Below are 18,244 nucleotides of genomic sequence, written 5' to 3'. Positions count from 1 at the left end.
TGAGCGGAAGTGGCCCTGTGTTCCCGCGTCGGGGAGCACAGGGCCCTCCGGTGTGGGGGGCTGCGCTTCGAGCCTCCCTCCGCGTAGAGTCGACCGGGCCTTGGTGATGCGCCGCCTCCTCCTGCTCTTATTGCTGCCCGCGCTCGTGTTGCTCGTCGCGCCGGGCTGTCCGCTCGACATCCGCATCCGCTGCGACGAGTCCCAGGGTTGTTCCCAGGGACAGGTCTGTGTGCGGGGTGGCTGTGAACCCGTGGACTCGGAGCGGGTGGGGGAGGCCTGTGGCGCGGATTCGGAGTGTGGCGCGGGGCTGACCTGCGGCCTGGGCTTTCCGGGCGGGTATTGCCTGCGGGAGTGCTCCGAGGCGCGGGACTGTCCGCGAGGCACCGTGTGCGCGACGGAGCTGGGGCAGTGCCTGCGGGCCTGTGGCGAGGACTGTGCTCGTCCGGGGTACGGCTGTGGCGCGGTGCCCCAGGTGGTCGAGCCACTGACTGCTTGTGTGCCGGTGACGACGTCCGGGGACGGAGGCTGCACGGGCACGGGGTGCGAGGTGCCGGATGCGGGCTGTACGGGCACGGGGTGTGGGACGCCGGACGCGGGGTGTTCGAGCACGGTGGCGGTGGGCGGTGCGTGCTCGCGGGCGTGTGAGTGCGCGGATTCGGCCGCGGCCTGCGAGGACTCGAAGTGCACCCTGACGTGTGCGTCGGACTTCACGTGTCGGGCTGGGCGACGGTGCTCGAACGAGGAGTGTGTCGTGGGGCCTCGACTGGGGGAGGCGTGCGTGGACTCGCTCGAATGTCCCACCTTCGCGGGGTGCCCCAGGGAGCGACTGCGGTGCGAGGAGAAGTGCAACCCGAATGCGGGTGGCGGCCTCTGCGAGCCGGGCTACCAGTGCGCTCCGGACGGGCTGTGCGTGCAGGCGTGCTCGGGCGCGCCGGCGTCGGTGGGGGAGGTCTGCGAGAACTCGATGGACTGCTCGCCGTGTAGAGTGTGCCTGTCGTCGGGGGCGGCCTTGCGGTGTCGGCAGCCCTGCCGGCTGGACCGGGATTGTCCTGGGGGCGCGGTGGGGGCCTGCGAGCAGGCGGGGGACACGAAGGCCTGTCGGCTGTCGCTGTAATCCCCGAGTTGCTCGCGGGGGCCCGCTCCCCGAGAATGCCCGGGTGATGACGGGTGAGGTGCTTGCGGGCCGCTACCGACTCGATCGGGAGTTGGGGCGTGGGGGAATGGCCACGGTCTTCCTGGCCACGGACCTGCGGCTGTCGCGCCCGGTGGCATTGAAGCGGATGCATCCGGGAGGCGGCACGGGTCGCGCGGAGCGCTTCCGCAGGGAAGCGGAGCTTGCGGCTTCCCTCCACCACCCCAACGTCCTGGAGGTCCACGACTACGGCGAGGATGGCGCCCATGGTCCGTTCCTCGTCTGCGAGTGGGTGCGGGGCGAGGACCTGCGCGCGCTGGCGGGGAGGCTTTCGCCGGTGCCGCCCGAGGCGGTGATGGTGCTGGGCTGGGAGCTCGCCCGGGCGCTGGCGGCGGCGCACGCGCACGGCATCGTCCACCGCGACGTGAAGCCGGACAACGTGCTGGTGGCGGAAGGAGGGCCGCTGAAGCTGGCGGACTTCGGCCTCGCCGCGCTGGAGGAGCAGGAGCGACTCACGAGTACCGGCGCGGTGACGGGCTCGCTGCCGTACATGGCACCCGAGCGTATCGACACAGGCGCGTACTCGCCCGCCTCGGATGTGTATGCGGTGGGTGTCATCCTGTTCGAGCTGTGCTCGGGCACGACGCCGCACGCGGGCAAGGGCGCGGCGCACCTGGCCGCGTCGGTGATGACGAAGGAGGCTCCGTCGCTGACGGAGGTCGTGCCGGGAACACCCGAGCCGCTGGCGTCACTGGTGGCGCGGTGTCTGGCGAAGGACGCGCGGGACAGGCCTCGTGACGGGGCTGTGCTGGCGTCGGAGTTGGAGGAGTTGCTCCAGCGAAGGGTGGGACCTCCCGCGGATGTGGCTCGGGAGTTTTTCGGGAATCCGGTGGCAGGTGCCATGAAGTGGCGCCGGGCGCGCTTCGAGCGGTTGCTGGGGGAAGGGCGCGGACTGCTGGCGCGCGGCGAGGGTGCGCGGGCCGCGAAGGTGCTCAACGCCGCGCTGGTGCTGGAGCCGACTTCCGCCGAGGTGGTGGCGTTGCTGCGCGAGCGGCCGAGGCGCTCCGGGTGGAGGACTGGTGCCGTGGGCGTGGGGCTCGTGCTCTGCGCGACGGTGGGGTGGGGTGGATGGACGCTCGCTCGACGGAGCGGGGTTGAGCCCTCCGGTGTGGAGGTGGCGGGCGTCACCGTGCCTGGCGAGCGCGCGAAGTCCGCGCCTCGGGCCGATGAGGACCCCATCGCGACGGGGGCGCCCCAGGGAGTCGAAGGTGAGACGCCGTCGCGTGGAGCGGAGTCTCCGTCAGGGCAGGTGGCTCCAGAGCAGCGGCCCGTTGATGCCTCCTCCACTTCCGCCGCCACGCTGCCTGGTGCGCCTACGGATGATGAGGTGCCTGCTCCGAACTCAGACCTCCAGATACGGGAGGCCTGGCGAGCACGGGGTCGTTCGGGGGAAGTGGCTTCCGCGAAGCCCGTGCCGACGAGACGTTCGACGAGAGGGGAATCCGTTGATGCCTCCCAGTCCCCAGTGCCGACGAAGGGCTCGGACATGGGAACCCCCGGCTCTGATGCCTCTTCGTCCCCGGTGCCGACGACAACAGGTCCTGGCGTGGGAACCTCCGTTCCCGCGCGTCCCGCGGTGCTGAAGGTGACGGCGCGCCCGTGGGCGGAGGTGTTCGTGAACGGCGAGAGTCGGGGCTACACGCCTCGCGTGCGTGAACTCTCGCTGCCAGCGGGGACCTACCAGTTGCGCTTCGTCAACTCCCTGTGTGACGAGGTCAACGTGGAGGTGACGCTCGCTCCCGGGGAGACGGTGACGCGTGACGTGGTGTTGTCATTGCGCAAGGCGGAGGTGTTCATCCTCGCTCCCGAGGGTGCGCGACTCTTCGTGGACGGCCGGGAGGTGGGCGTCGCGCCTCTCTCGGGTCCAGTGCCGGTCGAGCATGGGCGACACACGGTGACGGCGCGCCGCGCGGGTGCGCTGCCCTTGCAGCGAGAGGTGGACGTGGTCGCGGGTCGTCGTCTCGAAGTGGCGCTGGACGTGACGCAGTGATGAGCGCGGCCCTGGTGATGATGGTGCTCGCGGCGTCTCCGCTCGACGGCGCGCGCGGTGCCTACCAGTCCGGCGAGCTACCGCGGGCCCGTGCCGAGCTGGAGTCCCTGCTCTATCCGCTGCGGCTCGATGGGGACGTGCTGGAGGCGGAGGCGCACCTGCTGCTCGCGGCCACCTTCCACGCGCAAGAAGAGCTCGCCCGCGCGGAGGATGAGGTGGTGCGAGGGTTGGCCGTGCACGGTGACTCGGTGCTGGACCCGTTGCTGTATCCGCCGGACTTCCTTGCGTTCGTGGAGCACGCGCGTGCCCAGCACCAGACGCGCATCGCGGAGCTGAGCGCGGAGCGGCGTCCTCGGCTGCTCCCGCCGCCGACACCCATCGTCGAGGCCGTGCAACGGGTCGAGGTGCCCGCCTCGCCGACGCTGACTCGCGCCTGGTATCTGGCGCCTTTTGGTGTGGGGCACTTCAAGCACGGGCGCTCGGGGATGGGGGCGGCGCTGGCGGTGACGCAGGGGTTGGGGCTCGTGGTGGCGGGAGTCTCGCTGGGGACCTCGCTCTCGATGCGGGGGGCGGACGGACGCTACAGCGCGAGTGACGCGGGGACGGCGCGGACGCTCAACGTGACGTACCTGGTGGGGGCCTATGCCTTCGCGGCGGCGTATGCGTATGGTGTCCTGGATGGGATGGTGTTGACGCCGGCCCCGTCTGCTCGCCCGGTGCCCTGAGGGACGGGCGGGATTTTCGTTTCGGGGAGCCCGCTTTTAAGAGCGGAGGACTGGAGGCCAACATGACCACCGACATCATCCGCGAGCGCCGCTTCAACCCCCTGATTGCCGGGGTGTTGTCGTTCTTCATCCCGGGCCTGGGCCAGCTCTACAAGGGCCAGTTGTTCCGGGCCATCCTGTGGTTCTGCTTCGTCGGCGCGGGGTACTGGTTCTTCTTGTTCCCCGGAATCGTGCTGCACTTCTTCTGCGTGTTCGGCGCGGCCCTGGGCAGCGCGGGGCAGGACCGGCTCCGGCTGGGCAGGTAGAAGACCCCAAGAAGCTACACCTGCGAGAACTTCACGCCTGTAGCCTTCGCTCGCTCCAAAGCCATCTTGATGCCCTCGGAGACGATGAGCGCGATGTCCCAGCCTTCCGTGCGGAAGACCTTGGCATCTCCCACCTTCCTGAGGTCGATGCGCATGTCATCGACGGCGTAGTACTGGCCTACCTTCTCGGGGAGTCCATCCTCTGGCTTCCAATGCTGCACCTTGGACGCTGCGTCATCGATGCAGCGGATGAGCTTCGTGGCCACGAGGATGAGGTACTGGTCCGGGTGCCCCTTGATGTCCACGGGGATGAACTGCACGTCATCGGGGGCCAGTTCCTTGAAAATCTCAGCCACCCTGACGTGGACCACAGGCGTCACGCCCGCGCCCGCCGTGGAGAAGTCCAGCGCCTTGCCTGGCTCGTCGATGGGTACTTTCAGAGGGCCTTTGAGCTGGACAGGCCGCCCCGCCCTGAAGACCCAGGGGTCCTCCACTTCCTGGCCGCGTTCGTCTTCGGGGTCCCCCAGGTACCAGCTCCCGGCCTGAACGTTCTCGGCAAGGTCGAAGAATCGAGTGGGCATGGTGTGGTTCTACCGCTGCTGGCGCTCGGTCAGGAGCTTGTTGATGTCCGTCCCTTTCGTGACAGCTTCCCTGGCCAGTCGTTGAAGCGCCTTCGTCAGGAGATTGCGGCACTCATCCACCGAGCGACAGCGTGCGGTCGCACTGTCCAGCCGCCTGAAGACCAGTTCGTGATACTTCTGCGGATGGGGCCCCTGGTGGCCCTCGACCGGCACGATGTTCTCGGGGTCTTTCAACTCCATCCCGGCCTTCTTGAAGATTCTCTTGAACCGTGGCGTCCAGGGCCCGCCGCGCGCGATGGAGACGCTGTTCTTGTCGGTGGCGAGGTGGTGGTCCCTGGTTCGACCGCCGCGCATGCCCCGGGCCGTCATGGCGACCGCATTGGGCGCAAGTGCGACGGTGAATCCCTCGGCCGCCATCGCCACCGACTTCACGCTTCCGACGGCCACGTATTGGTAGCCCGCCTGCGTCTCCAATGCGACTGCAGCCTGTGCCGAGCCCGGCAGTCGCGAGGCTTTGGCTGCCAGGCCCGCCGTATTGCCAATGGCGGCGGTGGCCAGCATGACGAAGATGCGGGCCGAGTTCTCTCCGAGGACTTCGCCATACGCCTCGCCGGCTTCGCTGAGCTGCTCGAAGGTGGTGGCCCGGTCTACCTCGCGCACGAGAGCCACCCATCCATCCAGCAGGGTCCACACGGTGTCCACGCCCAGGTAGGCGATGGCCGTGGCGGTCAGCAGTGCGGCAAGGCCCTTGCTCACCGGCTCGGGCAGCGACCAAAGGAGCAGGTACATGCTGACGGAGGCACTCACCGTCGCCAGCAGCGCCTGCGGGTCCGCCATGTCTCTCAGGGCCTCTGCTGTCTCCTCCCAGACGGAGTCCATGGCGATGGCCATGGCCAGTGAGTACTTGCCGTCACTGGCCAGCAGCGGGCCTTCGGCCAGCAGGCGCAGGCAGTCGCCGGGCTGTGACTTGCGCTCGCACCAGCGTCCATAGGCGTGTGTCAGTTCGTCATCCGCGTAGGACTCCAGGAGATGCGGGCCGTCTGGGTCCTTCTCTCTGTCCTGGGGAATGAGCCGGGGGCCGCGAGGCTGGTACAGGTACACGCCGCCTCTTTCGGGGACTCCAAAGAGTTGGCGGGCCTCACGCAGGGGGTTGGCGAAGGGCCGCACGTCCTGGGCGAGCGCCACCACGGTCTCCTCGAATTCATCGTCGTCCAGTTCCACGGGCTCGACGCCGTCTTCAACGAACGGTGTGTGGACAAGAGAATGTCCGTCCCCCGTGTCTAGGCGCACGCCCCGGCTTGTTGAACAGCCCGTCACGGCAAGTGCCAGCACCAGCCAGATCACCCCGCGCGCGCTCATCCAAGTCCTCCGGTTCCGAGGTCGGTCCCACGAGACCAGGCAAGGAATATCAGACGAGCCAGACACTACGTAGCGCGGGGCAGGACCGGCTCCGGCTGGGCAGGTAGCAGTTCTCCCATGTCGTGACGGAACGATGACCCGACGCGGGACGTCCGCCCGCCAACGGGTCTTCGTGCCCGTGTACCCATGAGGCTGTCCCTTCCTGCAAGGAGCAGTCGCGCATGGGCATGTCCATCGGTGGTGGCCGGGGTGGAGTGAAGAGTGACATCAACGTCACGCCCCTGGTCGACGTGGTGCTCGTCCTCCTCATCATCTTCATGGTGGTGACGCCCATGATGACGCGAGGCAAGGACGTGGTGCTTCCGCAGGCGGAGCACATCGAGAAAGAGGACGGGCCCGACCCGTTGGTCCTCTCGGTGACGCCGGACCGGAAGCTGTTCGTGGAGTCCGATGCCTATCCGGACGAGCGTGCCTTCCAGGCGAAGCTCAAGGCCGTGTTGCGGCAGGAACCTGGGCGGCGCCTGTTGCTCAAGGCGGACCAGTCGCTCACGTACGGGGACGTGAAGAAGGTGATGCAACTGGCGAAGGGCTCCGGAGCGGAGCGGGTGTCGCTCGCGGTGGTGAAGCCCGAGGGAGAGGCGAGTTCCGGTATGCCGTTTCCGTTGGAGCCCTGATGCGTGTCCGTGGGTTCCGGCGATGGGGCCGGAGCCCACGAGACGACAGTCCGTAAGTCACGCGGGCCTCCGTGCGTGAGCCCAGGCATAGTGCCACGGATATGTGGCGTGGCTTGTGGGCGAGGATGTCGCAGCAGAACGTGGCGGTGACGCGGCTCTTCGGGATGCTGCTGCTGCTGGGTGTGTGCTGCCTCGGGTTCATCGCGTTGTCGGACGAGGTGTCGGAGGGGGAGACGCAGGACTTCGACGAGCGGGTGTTGCGTGCGCTGCGAAGTCCGGAGGACCCGCTGGTGCCGAGGGGGCCGTGGTGGTTGCGGCTCACGGCGGAGGACGTGACGTCACTGGGGGGCGCTCCGGTGTTGTTCCTGGTGACGCTGGCGGTGTGCGGCTTCCTGGTGTTGGTGCGGCGCTATCGGACGTTGCTGCTGGTGCTCGTGGCGACGGTGGGTGGGACGCTGCTGAACGGGGCGCTGAAGCAGTTCTTCTCCCGGCCGCGACCCTCGGTGGTGCCGCACCTGAAGCAGGTGATGTCGACGAGCTTCCCGAGCGGACACGCGATGTTGTCGGCCATCGTGTACCTCACGCTGGGAGCGCTGCTGGCGCAGCTCGCGGAGAGCAGGCGCGTGAAGGCATACATCCTCATGGTGGCGCTGCTGCTCCCGCTGCTGGTGGGGCTGACACGGGTGTACTTGGGGGTGCACTACCCCACGGACGTGCTGGGCGGCTGGGTGGCGGGGCTCGCGTGGGCGCTGCTGACGGCGCTCGTGGCGCGCGGACTGCGCCGCCGCAGCCCGGCCTTGCGTGAAGAGACGCGGCGCGAGGTGGAATGACAGGTAATTGAGTCCTCGAAGGGCGCAGATGTTGTAGTGGTGGACGCATGGGTCGCATGTCGCTGGTATCGCTCGGGCTGATTCTGTTGTCGGGGTGCGCGCTGTTTCGCTCAAGCCCTCGACCCGCGAAGGTCACGCCTGAGGAAGCAGCCCACTACAAGTTCCCCGTCGTCCTGCCCACGGAAGGGCAACACGTGCTCCCTGGTCCCATCGCGGCGGCCATTGCCTTCGCCATGGAGGACTTTCTTCCCCTGGGAACCAAGCCTCCGCGAGACGCGACCCCCACCGAGCTTTGCGCCTTGCGCCGTGAGTCCTACGACGTGACCGCTGTTCCTGGTCCTGAGAATGTCGTCTTCGTCAGCTTCGCGGTTCGCGCGAATGCATGTCGCGACCTACAAGGCCCCAGCCTCTCGGACACGCCCATCGTCTACGCCGTGGATGTCGGCCGGTGGCTCATCCTCTCCGTGCAGAAGTAGGCCAACGACTCGTCCAGCGGGGCTGCTCGGCCTCCAGGAGACCGAGAGGGCGTCGGTCCCAGCGTCGGGCATGAACGCGCCCCACCCTGTGCCTCACGAAAAAGCCCCCACGAGGCGCCCTCTGGGCGAAAGTCACGGCCCCGTGCGCTGTCTCTCCCGTCCCTCCCCACCGCGACCGTTCCCCTCTTCCGCGAGGTTCGCGGCATGAGCGTCTGGAGCTGGCTGGGTCGGTGGTTCCCCTCGCTGCGCAGCGAGCACGTCCCCATCTTCTACGAAGAGGACTACCGACTCCCCCTCACCGGCATCGAGTCCACCGTCGGCGTCGAACCCCGCGGCGTCGACTTCACCACCTGGTACCTGCTGGAGAAGCACGTCGTCCGCCCCTCGGACGTCTACCGGCCCAGGCCCGTGAGCTACGCGGAGATGTCCCGCGTCCACGACGCGACCTACCTGGAGTCACTCAGCCTCCCGGAGACCCTGGCTCGCATCTACGCCGTGGACCCGTCCGAAGTGCCCGTGGACACCCTCCTGTCCAACGTGCGTCTCGTCTGTGGCGGCACCCTCGGCGCCGCGCGCCTCGCCTTCGGCCGCCGTGGCCCCGTGGTGAACATGTCCGGCGGCTTCCACCACGCCGCCCCCAGTCGCGGCGGAGGCTTCTGCGCCGTCAACGACATCGCCATCGCGCTCGCCTCTCTCAACGCGGATGGCTACGAAGGACAGACTGTCGTCCTCGACCTCGACGCCCACCCTCCCGATGGCACGGCCGAATGTCTCGCCGGACATCCGAAGGTCTGGATTGGCTCGCTGTCCGGCAGCGACTGGGGCTCGCTGCCCGAAGGCGTCGACGAGACGCGCGTGCCCGAGGGCATCACCGACGACGGCTACCTCGCGCTGCTCGAGGCCACGCTGTCGCGCATGCCCAAGCCCGACCTCGCCTTCGTCATCGCCGGCTGCGACGTGCTCGCTGGTGACCGCTTCGGACGCGTGGGCCTCACCGTGCAAGGCGCGCGACGACGAGACCAGCTCCTGGCGCGCGCGCTGCGCGGCGTGCCGAGCGTCTGGCTCCCCGGCGGCGGCTACCATGCCGAGTCATGGAAGGTCTTCGCCGGCACCGTGCTCGTGTTGTCCGGCATGGGCGGCCGCCGCATCAAGGCGCGCTATGACCCGCTGAGCGCCCGCTATCAGCGCATCTCCCGGTTGCTCTCGCAGGAAGGCGAGCCGCTCGATGAGCCGCTCACGCTGGAGGACCTGGAGGGCTCGCTCGGCCTGGGCGGCACGTTGCAGCCCCGCGTGCTCGGCTACTACACCGCGCAGTCACTGGAGTACGCCCTCTTCCGCTATGGCCTGCTGTGGCAGGTGGAGCGCCTGGGCTACAGCCGGCCGCGTGTCGAGGTGGGCTCCACCGGCGTCGGAGACCGCATCAAGGTCCTGGGCCGCGCGGGCGGACAGGAGCACCTGCTCGTCGACGCCGTCGTGGAGCGGCGCACCATCGCGGGCGAGCCCTTCTTCTTCGTCAACTGGCTGAGCCTGCGCCATCCCCGCGCGCGCTTCAGCGAGCGTCGCCCCCAGCTCCCAGGCCAGGACGTCCCCGGCCTCGGCCTCGCGCGCGAGGCCACCGAGATGTTCGTGCTGATGGCCAAACGACTCGGCCTCGCCGGCGTGGCCTCACGGCCCATGTGGTACCACCTCGCCGTGGTCGCCCGGGCCCGCTTCCGCTTCGTGGATCCCGCGCGTCAGGGCCGCTTCGAGGCGATGATGAGAGACTTGGCCCACCTGCCCCTGCTCGAAGCCACTCGCGCCGTGGCCGAAGGCCGCGTGTCGCTCAACGGCGAGCCCTACCGCTGGGAGCCGGATGACGTCGTCCTGCGCCTGGAGCCCGTCCCCGTCGACACCGACGTCATCGCCGCCGAGCGCGAGCGCTGCCACTTCACCGTGGAGTCCCGGCACGGTTGAGCCCCCGCCTGCTCGCCCACCCCGAACCCCCGGGGCTCATGGTAGGCAGGGGGCGTGGACCTGGACGCGCTCCGCCGTGAGCAGCACAAGCTCCGGCTCTCGTGGATGCCGTGGCTCTATTTCTCCCTCAAGCCGCGCCACCGCGAGTGGGCGGACGCGTGGCAGCGTGAGGTGCAGGAGCGCCTGCGTGAGCTGGAGACCGTCGAAATCGCCGAGGGCTGCTTCATCGCCCCGGAGGCGCGCATCTTCGCCGAGCCCGGCCGCGCGGTCGTCATCGGCCCCGGGTGCAGCATCGCCGCGGACGCGTTCGTCCACGGCCCCGTCGTCCTCGGGCCCCGGGTGAGCCTCAACGCCCGCGTGAGCCTGGACGGCGGCGCCGGTGGCATCCGCATCGGCGAGGGCACCCGCATCGCCACCGGCGCCACCCTCTATGCCTTCGACCACGGCCTCGCCCCGGACCGCCCCGTGCGAGACCAGCCCGTCACCTCCCAGGGCATCACCCTGGGCGCGGATGTGTGGATAGGTGCCAACGCGGGCGTGACGGATGGCGTCACGGTGGGGGACCACGCCGTGGTGGCCATGGGCGCCGTCGTCACTCGCGACGTGCCTGCCTGGGCCGTCGTCGGTGGGGTGCCCGCCCGTGTGCTCGGGGACCGTCGCCAGCGCCACCGCTCGGGGGCTCCGGGCGGGTGGGAACCGGGCGACCAGGAGTGAACCTTCTCCGCCTTCATTGACTTCCCGACATTCGCCGGCTCTATGCTGGAGAAGACGTCGCCACCGGGAGGGGCACAGGGTGTTGGACAGGCTTCTGGCAGCCATGTGCGCTGCCTGGACGCTGGACCCCCGCCGAGGGCGCAGGAGGCCGAAGTGGCAGACGAGCGGCGGGACGTGGGGCGTGTCGAGGCCCCGGTACCGGTTCCCGAGGCGAGCGCGGGTGGCCATTCCTCCCGAGCACCCTCGTCATCCCCAGACAGCGGGGCCGCGATGGCGCGGCGTCTCCAGGTGCTGGAGGGGCTGCTCAGCGAGGTGGTGTTCCAGCTCGACGCCCACGGCCGCGTCGCCTACCTGGGCCCCGGCTGGGAGAAGCTGACCGGGACGCTCGGCGCGGTGTTCCAGGGACACCCGCTGCTGGAGGCCGTACACCCCCCGGACCGCGAGGCGGCGAGGACCCTGCTGGAGGCGGTGGCCACGCAGCGGCTCCCGGACGCGCGCCAGGAGCTGCGCCTGTCCGTGGGCGACGACGCGCGGTGGGTGGTGCTGGCCGCCCGGAGCGTGCCGGGCCTGCCTGGCGAGGTGGTGGGCACGCTGCTGGACATCGACTCCCGCCGTCGGGCCGAGGAGGCCGTCGCCACGCGCGAGCGCTACCTGGAGACGATGGTGGAGGTGCAGCGGCGGATGATGCCGCACCAGCTCCCCGTGGACCTGTACGCCTCCGTGGTGGAGCCGCTGGGCCGCGTGTCCGCCGCCAGCCGCGTCTACGTCTTCGAGATGCACCGCAGCGCGGAAGGCGCGCCGCTCGCCTCGCAGCGCGCGGAGTGGTGCGAGCCGGGGATTCCTCCCAACCTGGAGGACCCGAACATGCACGGCCTGCCGCTCCTGGAGGCGCTGCTGCCCGAGCAGGCCTCCGCGCTGATTCGCGGCGAGCCGGTGCAGGGCCTGCCCTGGAGCTTCACGCCCGTGCTGAGGCCGATGCTGGAGGCGCAGGGCGTGCGCTCGGTGCTGCTCCTGCCGCTGCACGTGCATGGGCAGCTCTTCGGTGTCATCGGCTTCGACAACTGTCGCGAGGCGCGGCCCTGGGGGCCCATCGAGGTCAACCTCCTGTCGGGCGCCGCGGGCACGCTGTCGCTCGCGCTGGAGCAGCGCACGGACAAGGCGCTGCGCGTGCGCACGGAGACGACGCTGCGGCGCACCGAGGCCGGCGTCCACCTGCTCATCGAAGCCTTCCCGGACCCCGTCATGGTGCACGTGGGGGACGGCGTGCTGCTGTCGGTGAACCCGGCGCTGGTGCAGTACCTGGGTTACCGGGACGCGTCGGAGCTGGTGGGCCGGCACGTATTGGAGCTGGTGCGCGAGGAGGACCGGAGCGCGGCGCAGCTCTACCTGGGCCAGGCGCTGGAGGGAAAACGGGCGGCGCGCGCGGTGGAGGTGCCGCTGGTGCGCCGCGACGGCGAGACGGTGGTGGCGGACCTGGTGACGCTGGCCGTCGTCTTCGACGGGGCTCCCGCCTGGGTGACGATGGCGCGCGACTTCACGGAGCGGAAGCGCTCCCAGGCGCAGCTCATCCTCGCCGACCGCATGGCCTCCATGGGCCTGCTCGCCGCCGGCATCGCGCACGAGCTGAACAACCCGCTGGCCTACGTGCTCTCCAACCTGGACTTCCTGCACGCCACGGTGGGCCCGCGCGCGCGTCCGCTGACGCCCGATGACCTGGTGGAGTGCCGCCAGGTGCTGGACGACGCACGCGAGGGCGCCGAGCGGATGCGGCAGATTGTCCGCCAGCTGCGCGTCTTCTCCCGCGTGGAGGACAACCGCGAGGAGCCGGTGGACGTGCACCGGGTGCTCGACTCGGTGGCGCAGATGGCGGCCAGCGAGGTGCGTCCCCGGGCGCGGCTGGTGAAGAGCTACGGCGTGGTGCCTCCGGTGCGTGGCAACGAGGGCAAGCTGTTCCAGGTGTTCCTCAACCTGGTCATCAACGCCGCGCACGCGATTGAAGAAGGCCAGTCGGAGACGAACGAGATTCGCATCACCACGCGGCCGGAAGACGGCGAGCGCGTCCTGGTGGAGGTGCGCGACACGGGGGGCGGCATCCCTCCGGAGCACCTGCGCCGCATCTTCGACCCGTTCTTCACCACCAAGTCCGCGGGCCTGGGCACGGGCCTGGGCCTGTCCATCTGCGACACCATCGTCACCGCGCTGGGCGGCCACATCTCCGTGGAGTCGTCCGTGGGCGTGGGCACCACCTTCCGCGTGGCCCTGCACGCCTCGTCCCCGCTGGACACCGTCGCCCGTCACGGCCTGTGAGCCCGGGCGGCGACTGACTCCACCTCGCGCGCGTGACTGGCCCGCGAGGTGGAGCGTCTTCTTTCAGCGCGTCAGCTACAGATGCCCAGGGGCTGTGAGCCCTCGACTCCCAGCAGCGTCCGTTTGTGGGTGATGCCGGCCCACTGGGCAATCGTCACCCACCAGGTCTTCTTGAAGAAGAGGATGCGGACGCGGGCGAAGGCCTTCAGGGTCCCCGAGAGCGTGTTCAGGTCCAGGTCCGTCTTCAGCTTCCAGTCGAGCGTGCAGACAGGCCAGAACACCTCGCCCGAGGCGGGCAGGGTGGCGTTGATGAGCGCCAGGCTGCCCTCCACGCCGAAGGCGACGATGATGACATCCACTGACGCGGATGCGGCGACGTTGGACCAGCCGCCCGGTATCGCCGACAGCCGCGCCACCGTGGGGCCGATGAGCCCCTGCACCGCCAGCTTCACGCCGCCGGAGAGCGACGCCTTCACGGTGATGGGCACCGGCCCCACCATGAACGTCTTGGAGGCGGAGAAGAACGTCCGGCTCCAGTTGATGGGAGGCGGGGAGTACGTGGCGTAGAGGCTGGTGGACCAGACCTCCTGGCCCAGCACGTAGAGCGCCGCCGTGCCACTGTTGTCGCCGCCGTTCTGCCCCACCACCTGGGCGCGCCCGCGCACCACGTCGTGCTCCGAGGAGAACACGGCGGCGAAGAGCCTGCCGTCCGCCACCGCCACGACTTTCTTGTCCGCGTTGATGGTCGCCGTCTCGGCCGTGAGCAGCGCGCTGAGGTGGTAGCCCGCGCCGAAGAGGCTGTTGCCGAACTTCTCCGTGCGCACGTAGGACTTGTTGAAGGTCTGCGACGGGTTGGTCCACGGCATGATTTCCGTCGGCGGAGGGACCTGGTGCTGGAACGCCTCCGGGATGACCGCCTGCTGGACGTCGATGTTGTGCGTGAAATCCGACGCGTCGTACTGGAGCTGGCCTCCCGTCCGGTTCGTCTCGTCCTGGAGGATGGCGTACTCCTGGGTCGTCGTGTAGCTGGCACCCGGGACGAACGGCGCGACCTGCGACTCCCACGCCACCTTGTTGTTGAGCGTGTAGCCCGGGGCGTAGACGGCGAAGGGATACTTCGAGGGCTGGACGACGTAGGGGTTCGGGTCGACGTAGCTCTGCGCTGCGCCGAGTCCTGGAACCACGGCCAGCATCATCGCGACGAAGCGCGACAGTGCCCTGTTCATGTGGGCCTCCGGGGGATGGGTGGAAGGCCGATTATTTACTCCGGGTGAAGTCGTTGGATGTGATTGGTTCGTGAAAACACGGTGCGAGCCGGGTCGGTATGTCTGACTTTCCACGGTCCGTCGCGTCAACTTCAGGGCGCTGACTGAGAGGGAACAGGTGTGGTGGGGGTTTCCACGTACGTGGTGGCCATGCGACGGATGTCGGGATTGCGCTCGTGCTGGCTCGCCCAGCGCAGCAGGGCCAGGGCGCCGGGTGTGTTGCCCCGGTGCTGGCCCAGAAGCTGGATGATATCGGAGCGCACTCCGTCGGACACGTCCTCTCGCAGCGCCTGTCCCAGCACGGGCAGCAGCAGGGGCTCCAGGGGACGGAAGCCGCAGGCGAAGACCGCGCCCCGGCGCACCTCCGAGACAGGGTCGTTCACCAGACGCTCCAGCAGCAGGCGGTCCGCCTCCGGGCCGGGAATCCCGCGCAGCGCCACCATGGCCGCCTCGCGGACCTTCACGGAGTCGGAGCGCAGCGCGTCCGCGATGGACTCGAGCGCGCCCGGAGCCCGCGTGTTGCCCAGCGAGCGCAGCAGCAGGGCCCGCTGCTCCGCGTTCGTCGCGGCGCGGTAGTCGTTCTTCAACTCCTGCACCAGCGCCTCCGAGCCGCGCGCGTCGGTGTCGTTCATCTGGAGCGCGGAGTTGCCCAGGGCCAGCGTCGCCGTGCCCCGCAGCCTCGGGTCCTCGCTCCGCGACAACTGGCGCAGCGTGTCCACGCCTTCGCGGATGGGGTTGTCCGCCATGCCCAGCGCGGAGACCGCGTCCATGCGCACGTCCGTCGTCAGCGCGGTGTCGACGGTGGCCGACGCCAGGGCGCGCAGGGACTCGGGCGTGCTCGCCGCGGAGAGCGCGCCCAACATGGCGCTCGCGGCCAATGGGGACAGGTCCTTCGAGCGCAGCAGGGCGGGGATGCGCGCGGCCTCCTCGGGGTGGAGCAGCAGCAGGGCGCGCAGTTGCTCCAGGGCCCGCGTCCGCGCGTCGTCGCGGGCCTTCTCGTCGGTGGGCAGCGCGAGCAGGTCCGCGAGGATGTCCTCGAAGCGACGCGAGCCGAGCACCTGTCGATGATGGGCGAGCGGGTCCGTCGCCTGCCCCTGGAAGGTGGCCAGCGCGGCGGTGTTCAAGAAGCCCGCGCGCGCGGCGAAGGCGTCGCGCAGCGAGGGCTCCTGTCGACGCTCCAGCAGGCGCAACGTCAGCTCCGTCGCGTTCGTCACCGTGGGCAGGCCCTCGCCCGGCTCCACCGTGAGCTGCTCGCGCGTCTGGACGCTCTGGAGCCACGCGCCCTCACCCAGCTCGAACGTGGAGCCGCCGCCGACGCTCATGCGCAGTTCGGTGCCCAGCGGCTGGAGTCCCTGTGGCGTGGCCACGGAGGTATAGGCCCGCTTGCGCTTGTCGAAGCGGCTCGTCCCCTGGCGCTGGTACTCCGCGACGTACTGGCCGGAGGTGTCCTGCTCTTCGGTTCGCCACGTCGTCCCGGGGACGCCGTTCACCACGAACTGGGAGGACGCCAACACCGAGCGCAGCAGCCCGCGCGCCAGCTCGTCCACGCCCTGCTCGAAGTGTGTCAGCGACACCGCGCCCGTCCTGTCCAGCGTCGCGAAGAAGGGCAGCGACAGCGCCGTCACCATCGCCTGCCGCGTCTCGGGCGACAGCGCCCCTTGGCCCTCCACCTCCAGCCCGAAGCTCGCCGGTCTCAGGTGGAGGCGGACGAGGACGGTGTCTCCCTCGACGGAGACGATGCCCACGTCCCACTCACCCTGGAGGGCGAAGCGCATGCCCTGCGCCGTGGCTGTGGCCGGGGTCTTCTGTTGGCCAAAGGACACTGTCAGCCCCAGGCTCAACGCGTGACGGTGGAGCGTGCCCGGCACCCAGGCGCGCCTTCCGGCCTCGTCGCGCGCGTCCGGGATGGCCTCGGCGGGTGGTGGGCTCGTGGAAGCCCGCACCATCGGCGCCGCGTTTCCCACCGGGGCGGAAGATGCTTCCCCCGCTTGCTTCCACCACACGGCGCCCAGCCCCAACAGGAGCAGGAACGCCGCCAACCCGACAACGTGCAGCCGCTTGCGGCGCATGGAGTCTCCCGAGGACGCTTCCTTGACAGGGGTGTGTGTCCCAAACCACGCTTGTCATTGAATGACTGGGAACGCCAGCGTTCCGAGAATATAGCGAAACCCCTTATCGTGGGGCTGACATGCTGAATCGACTCCGCTTTCGTCATCTCATACCCGGAGTGTGCGAGGTTCGACGTGCTTCGCATCCGGGGCCGTGGCGCTGGCTGGTGGGGTTCTCGCTGGCGTTGCTCGCGGCCTGTGGCGCTCGGGAAGACCTCCCACCGCCTGGCGCGCTCGGCACGCAAGGCCAGTCCGTCCGCACGTGCCCTGTCGCCCAGGTCTCCTCGCTGTCCGACTCCTGCATGGGCTCCTGCCATCTGGGGTGCGGGGACGGCTTCTGTCAGGCGGGCGCGGAGACGGAGGCCACCTGTCCGGGCGACTGCTGGTGCGGTGACGGAATCTGCACCGCGGAGACGGTGAACACCTGCCCCGTGGACTGTGGGTGTCCCGGTGGGCTCACCGCGGCCTGTCCATCGTCGGACCCCTCATGTTCCCGCGCCCTTGGGGACCCCTTCGCGGTTCCCATCCTCCAGCCCTAGGACGCACCATGTTCCGCTTCCACCACCTCCTGCTGGGCTGCTGCGCGGGGCTGGCGTGTACGTCCTCCACCATCTCCCCGCGAGTCCTCTCGGACGCCCAATGGCTCGGCTTCCCGGAGGCCCGCGTGACGCTGTCGGCGGGAGGCTCCAAGGCGAGAGGGCTGCACGTCGCGGACGTGGACGGCGACGGCGTGAAGGACCTGGTCCTCGTGGCCTCGCAGGAGGAGCAGGTCTGCATCCACCAGGGTGTGGGGAGGGGAGGCTTCGCGGCGCCCCGGTGCCTCGCGGCGGGGACCACGCCCATGGACGTGGCCGTCAGCGACGTGAATGGTGACGGCCGCCAGGACCTGCTCATCGTCGGCCACTTCTCCAACGCCCTCACGGTGCGCCTGGGTGCGGCGGATGGCGCGTTCCTGGCGGGAATCCCCTACTCGCTGGGCAATCACTCGCAGCAGGTGCGGGTGGCGGACCTGGATGGGGACGGGCACCTCGATGCGATAACGAAGAACGCGGGCTCGGCGGGCTTCTGGAACATCACCTCCCTCAAGGGCCGGGGCGACGGCTCCTTCGGTGAGGCCGTGCCGCATTCCGTCACCGGACTGCCCCGGGATTTGGTGGTCGCGGACGTGAACGACGACGCGCTGCCCGACGTCCTGGTGCTCAACACCAACAGCTTCACCGTGGACATCCTGCTCGCCAGGAAGGACGAGAAGCTGACCGCCGTCCCTCCGCTCAAGCTCAGCGGGTCCGCGGATGACGAGCCCTTCCGGCTCGCTCCCGTGGAGGTGAATGGCGACGGCAAGCTGGACCTCGTCATCACCCACGGCCTGTCGGACAGTGGCTACCTCTCCCTGCACCTGGGCGACGGCAAGGGCGGCTTCACCTCCACCCAATCCATCCTCGCCAACGAGCCAGGAGAGGTGGTGGTCGCGGACTTCAACCAGGACGGGCGCAGCGACATCGCCCACGCCGGGATGTCCGGGGGCGTCTACCTGCTGCTCGGAGCGGCGGACGGACAGCTGGGGGCTCCGATGCGCGTGGCGTCCAGTGTGACGCCCACGTCCCTGGTCGCCGAGGACCTGGACGCGGATGGCTTCCCCGACCTGGCGTGGACGACGCCGGACTCCGTGGAGGTCCTCCTGGGCTCCACGACTCGTGGTGAGCCCTAGCCGCGCGGCACTCGGGAGCGACGTCGGTTTTTTCGCGGCACCTTGAGATGCACCCCT

Annotated in this window: 16 protein-coding genes; 12 read left to right on the top strand and 4 right to left on the bottom strand. The window is 69.6% G+C overall.

Going from position 1 to position 18,244, the window contains the following annotated elements:
• Positions 1-106 precede the first annotated feature (106 nt).
• The 4 genes from HUA78_RS46365 to HUA78_RS12320 all read left to right on the top strand — a co-directional run bounded on the left by HUA78_RS46365 (position 107) and on the right by HUA78_RS12320 (position 4,212).
• Positions 107-1,114 carry a hypothetical protein gene (locus HUA78_RS46365; RefSeq protein WP_254623675.1) on the top strand — a complete coding sequence of 336 codons (1,008 nt, stop codon included), beginning with the start codon at positions 107-109 and terminating at the stop codon, positions 1,112-1,114.
• A 46-nt stretch (positions 1,115-1,160) separates the two neighbouring features.
• Positions 1,161-3,182 (top strand): serine/threonine-protein kinase, encoded by a 2,022-nt coding sequence (locus HUA78_RS12330; protein ID WP_174476337.1) that lies wholly within the window; start codon positions 1,161-1,163, stop codon positions 3,180-3,182.
• The gene (locus tag HUA78_RS12325) at positions 3,182-3,907 is read left to right on the top strand and encodes a hypothetical protein (protein ID WP_217439211.1); all 726 of its coding nucleotides are present in this window, start codon (positions 3,182-3,184) and stop codon (positions 3,905-3,907) included. Before HUA78_RS12330 ends, HUA78_RS12325 begins: the two co-directional genes overlap by 1 nt.
• Before the next feature lie 62 nt (positions 3,908-3,969).
• The gene (locus tag HUA78_RS12320; protein WP_174460009.1) at positions 3,970-4,212 is read left to right on the top strand and encodes a hypothetical protein; all 243 of its coding nucleotides are present in this window, start codon (positions 3,970-3,972) and stop codon (positions 4,210-4,212) included.
• Positions 4,213-4,226: 14 nt separating this feature from the next.
• On the opposite strand, the gene HUA78_RS12315 is transcribed toward HUA78_RS12320, so the two are convergent.
• Positions 4,227-4,793 carry an imm11 family protein gene (locus HUA78_RS12315; protein ID WP_174476336.1) on the bottom strand — a complete coding sequence of 189 codons (567 nt, stop codon included), beginning with the start codon at positions 4,791-4,793 and terminating at the stop codon, positions 4,227-4,229.
• A 9-nt stretch (positions 4,794-4,802) separates the two neighbouring features.
• The gene (locus tag HUA78_RS12310) at positions 4,803-6,152 is read right to left on the bottom strand and encodes an AHH domain-containing protein (RefSeq protein WP_174476335.1); all 1,350 of its coding nucleotides are present in this window, start codon (positions 6,150-6,152) and stop codon (positions 4,803-4,805) included.
• Positions 6,153-6,373: 221 nt separating this feature from the next.
• Between HUA78_RS12310 and HUA78_RS12305 the strand changes: the two genes are divergently transcribed.
• From HUA78_RS12305 to HUA78_RS12280, 6 genes are all read left to right on the top strand, one after another.
• Positions 6,374-6,826 carry a biopolymer transporter ExbD gene (locus HUA78_RS12305; protein ID WP_174476334.1) on the top strand — a complete coding sequence of 151 codons (453 nt, stop codon included), beginning with the start codon at positions 6,374-6,376 and terminating at the stop codon, positions 6,824-6,826.
• Positions 6,827-6,951: 125 nt separating this feature from the next.
• Positions 6,952-7,656 carry a phosphatase PAP2 family protein gene (locus tag HUA78_RS12300; RefSeq protein WP_254623673.1) on the top strand — a complete coding sequence of 235 codons (705 nt, stop codon included), beginning with the start codon at positions 6,952-6,954 and terminating at the stop codon, positions 7,654-7,656.
• 47 nt (positions 7,657-7,703) lie between these two features.
• Positions 7,704-8,132 carry a hypothetical protein gene (locus HUA78_RS12295; RefSeq protein ID WP_174476332.1) on the top strand — a complete coding sequence of 143 codons (429 nt, stop codon included), beginning with the start codon at positions 7,704-7,706 and terminating at the stop codon, positions 8,130-8,132.
• A 204-nt stretch (positions 8,133-8,336) separates the two neighbouring features.
• Entirely contained in the window at positions 8,337-10,085 is a 1,749-nt protein-coding gene (locus HUA78_RS12290) for a histone deacetylase (protein ID WP_174460003.1), read from the top strand.
• Positions 10,086-10,139: 54 nt separating this feature from the next.
• Positions 10,140-10,799 carry an acyltransferase gene (locus HUA78_RS12285; protein WP_174456881.1) on the top strand — a complete coding sequence of 220 codons (660 nt, stop codon included), beginning with the start codon at positions 10,140-10,142 and terminating at the stop codon, positions 10,797-10,799.
• 270 nt (positions 10,800-11,069) lie between these two features.
• The gene (locus HUA78_RS12280) at positions 11,070-13,106 is read left to right on the top strand and encodes an ATP-binding protein (RefSeq protein WP_217439210.1); all 2,037 of its coding nucleotides are present in this window, start codon (positions 11,070-11,072) and stop codon (positions 13,104-13,106) included.
• A 71-nt stretch (positions 13,107-13,177) separates the two neighbouring features.
• Here the strand turns inward: HUA78_RS12280 and HUA78_RS12275 are convergent, their stop codons facing one another.
• Positions 13,178-14,332 (bottom strand): hypothetical protein, encoded by a 1,155-nt coding sequence (locus tag HUA78_RS12275; protein WP_174476331.1) that lies wholly within the window; start codon positions 14,330-14,332, stop codon positions 13,178-13,180.
• Positions 14,333-14,463: 131 nt separating this feature from the next.
• On the bottom strand, positions 14,464-16,440 hold the full coding sequence (locus tag HUA78_RS12270; protein WP_174476330.1) for a HEAT repeat domain-containing protein: 1,977 nt from the start codon (positions 16,438-16,440) through the stop codon (positions 14,464-14,466).
• Between the two features lie 119 nt (positions 16,441-16,559).
• On the opposite strand from HUA78_RS12270, the gene HUA78_RS12265 reads away from it, so the two are divergent.
• Entirely contained in the window at positions 16,560-17,018 is a 459-nt protein-coding gene (locus HUA78_RS12265; RefSeq protein WP_174476329.1) for a hypothetical protein, read from the top strand.
• An 8-nt stretch (positions 17,019-17,026) separates the two neighbouring features.
• Entirely contained in the window at positions 17,027-18,187 is a 1,161-nt protein-coding gene (locus HUA78_RS12260) for a VCBS repeat-containing protein (protein WP_174476328.1), read from the top strand.
• Positions 18,188-18,244: the final 57 nt, after the last annotated feature.

The organism is Myxococcus sp. CA033, from assembly GCF_013336625.1.
Lineage (GTDB): Bacteria > Myxococcota > Myxococcia > Myxococcales > Myxococcaceae > Myxococcus > Myxococcus llanfairpwllgwyngyllgogerychwyrndrobwllllantysiliogogogochensis.
The sequence above is the reverse complement of the archived record's forward strand: the minus strand, read 5'-3'. Positions and strand labels throughout refer to the sequence as shown.

Coding starts and splice junctions, on each gene's coding strand:
- HUA78_RS12300 (WP_254623673.1), top strand. CDS start 6,952: ATGTCGCAGCAGAACGTGGCGGTGACGCGGCTCTTCGGGATGCTGCTG.
- HUA78_RS12275 (WP_174476331.1), bottom strand. CDS start 14,332: ATGAACAGGGCACTGTCGCGCTTCGTCGCGATGATGCTGGCCGTGGTT.
- HUA78_RS12320 (WP_174460009.1), top strand. CDS start 3,970: ATGACCACCGACATCATCCGCGAGCGCCGCTTCAACCCCCTGATTGCC.
- HUA78_RS12290 (WP_174460003.1), top strand. CDS start 8,337: ATGAGCGTCTGGAGCTGGCTGGGTCGGTGGTTCCCCTCGCTGCGCAGC.
- HUA78_RS12325 (WP_217439211.1), top strand. CDS start 3,182: ATGAGCGCGGCCCTGGTGATGATGGTGCTCGCGGCGTCTCCGCTCGAC.
- HUA78_RS46365 (WP_254623675.1), top strand. CDS start 107: ATGCGCCGCCTCCTCCTGCTCTTATTGCTGCCCGCGCTCGTGTTGCTC.
- HUA78_RS12330 (WP_174476337.1), top strand. CDS start 1,161: ATGACGGGTGAGGTGCTTGCGGGCCGCTACCGACTCGATCGGGAGTTG.
- HUA78_RS12315 (WP_174476336.1), bottom strand. CDS start 4,793: ATGCCCACTCGATTCTTCGACCTTGCCGAGAACGTTCAGGCCGGGAGC.
- HUA78_RS12260 (WP_174476328.1), top strand. CDS start 17,027: ATGTTCCGCTTCCACCACCTCCTGCTGGGCTGCTGCGCGGGGCTGGCG.
- HUA78_RS12265 (WP_174476329.1), top strand. CDS start 16,560: ATGCTGAATCGACTCCGCTTTCGTCATCTCATACCCGGAGTGTGCGAG.
- HUA78_RS12270 (WP_174476330.1), bottom strand. CDS start 16,440: ATGCGCCGCAAGCGGCTGCACGTTGTCGGGTTGGCGGCGTTCCTGCTC.
- HUA78_RS12295 (WP_174476332.1), top strand. CDS start 7,704: ATGGGTCGCATGTCGCTGGTATCGCTCGGGCTGATTCTGTTGTCGGGG.
- HUA78_RS12310 (WP_174476335.1), bottom strand. CDS start 6,152: ATGAGCGCGCGCGGGGTGATCTGGCTGGTGCTGGCACTTGCCGTGACG.
- HUA78_RS12305 (WP_174476334.1), top strand. CDS start 6,374: ATGGGCATGTCCATCGGTGGTGGCCGGGGTGGAGTGAAGAGTGACATC.
- HUA78_RS12280 (WP_217439210.1), top strand. CDS start 11,070: ATGGCGCGGCGTCTCCAGGTGCTGGAGGGGCTGCTCAGCGAGGTGGTG.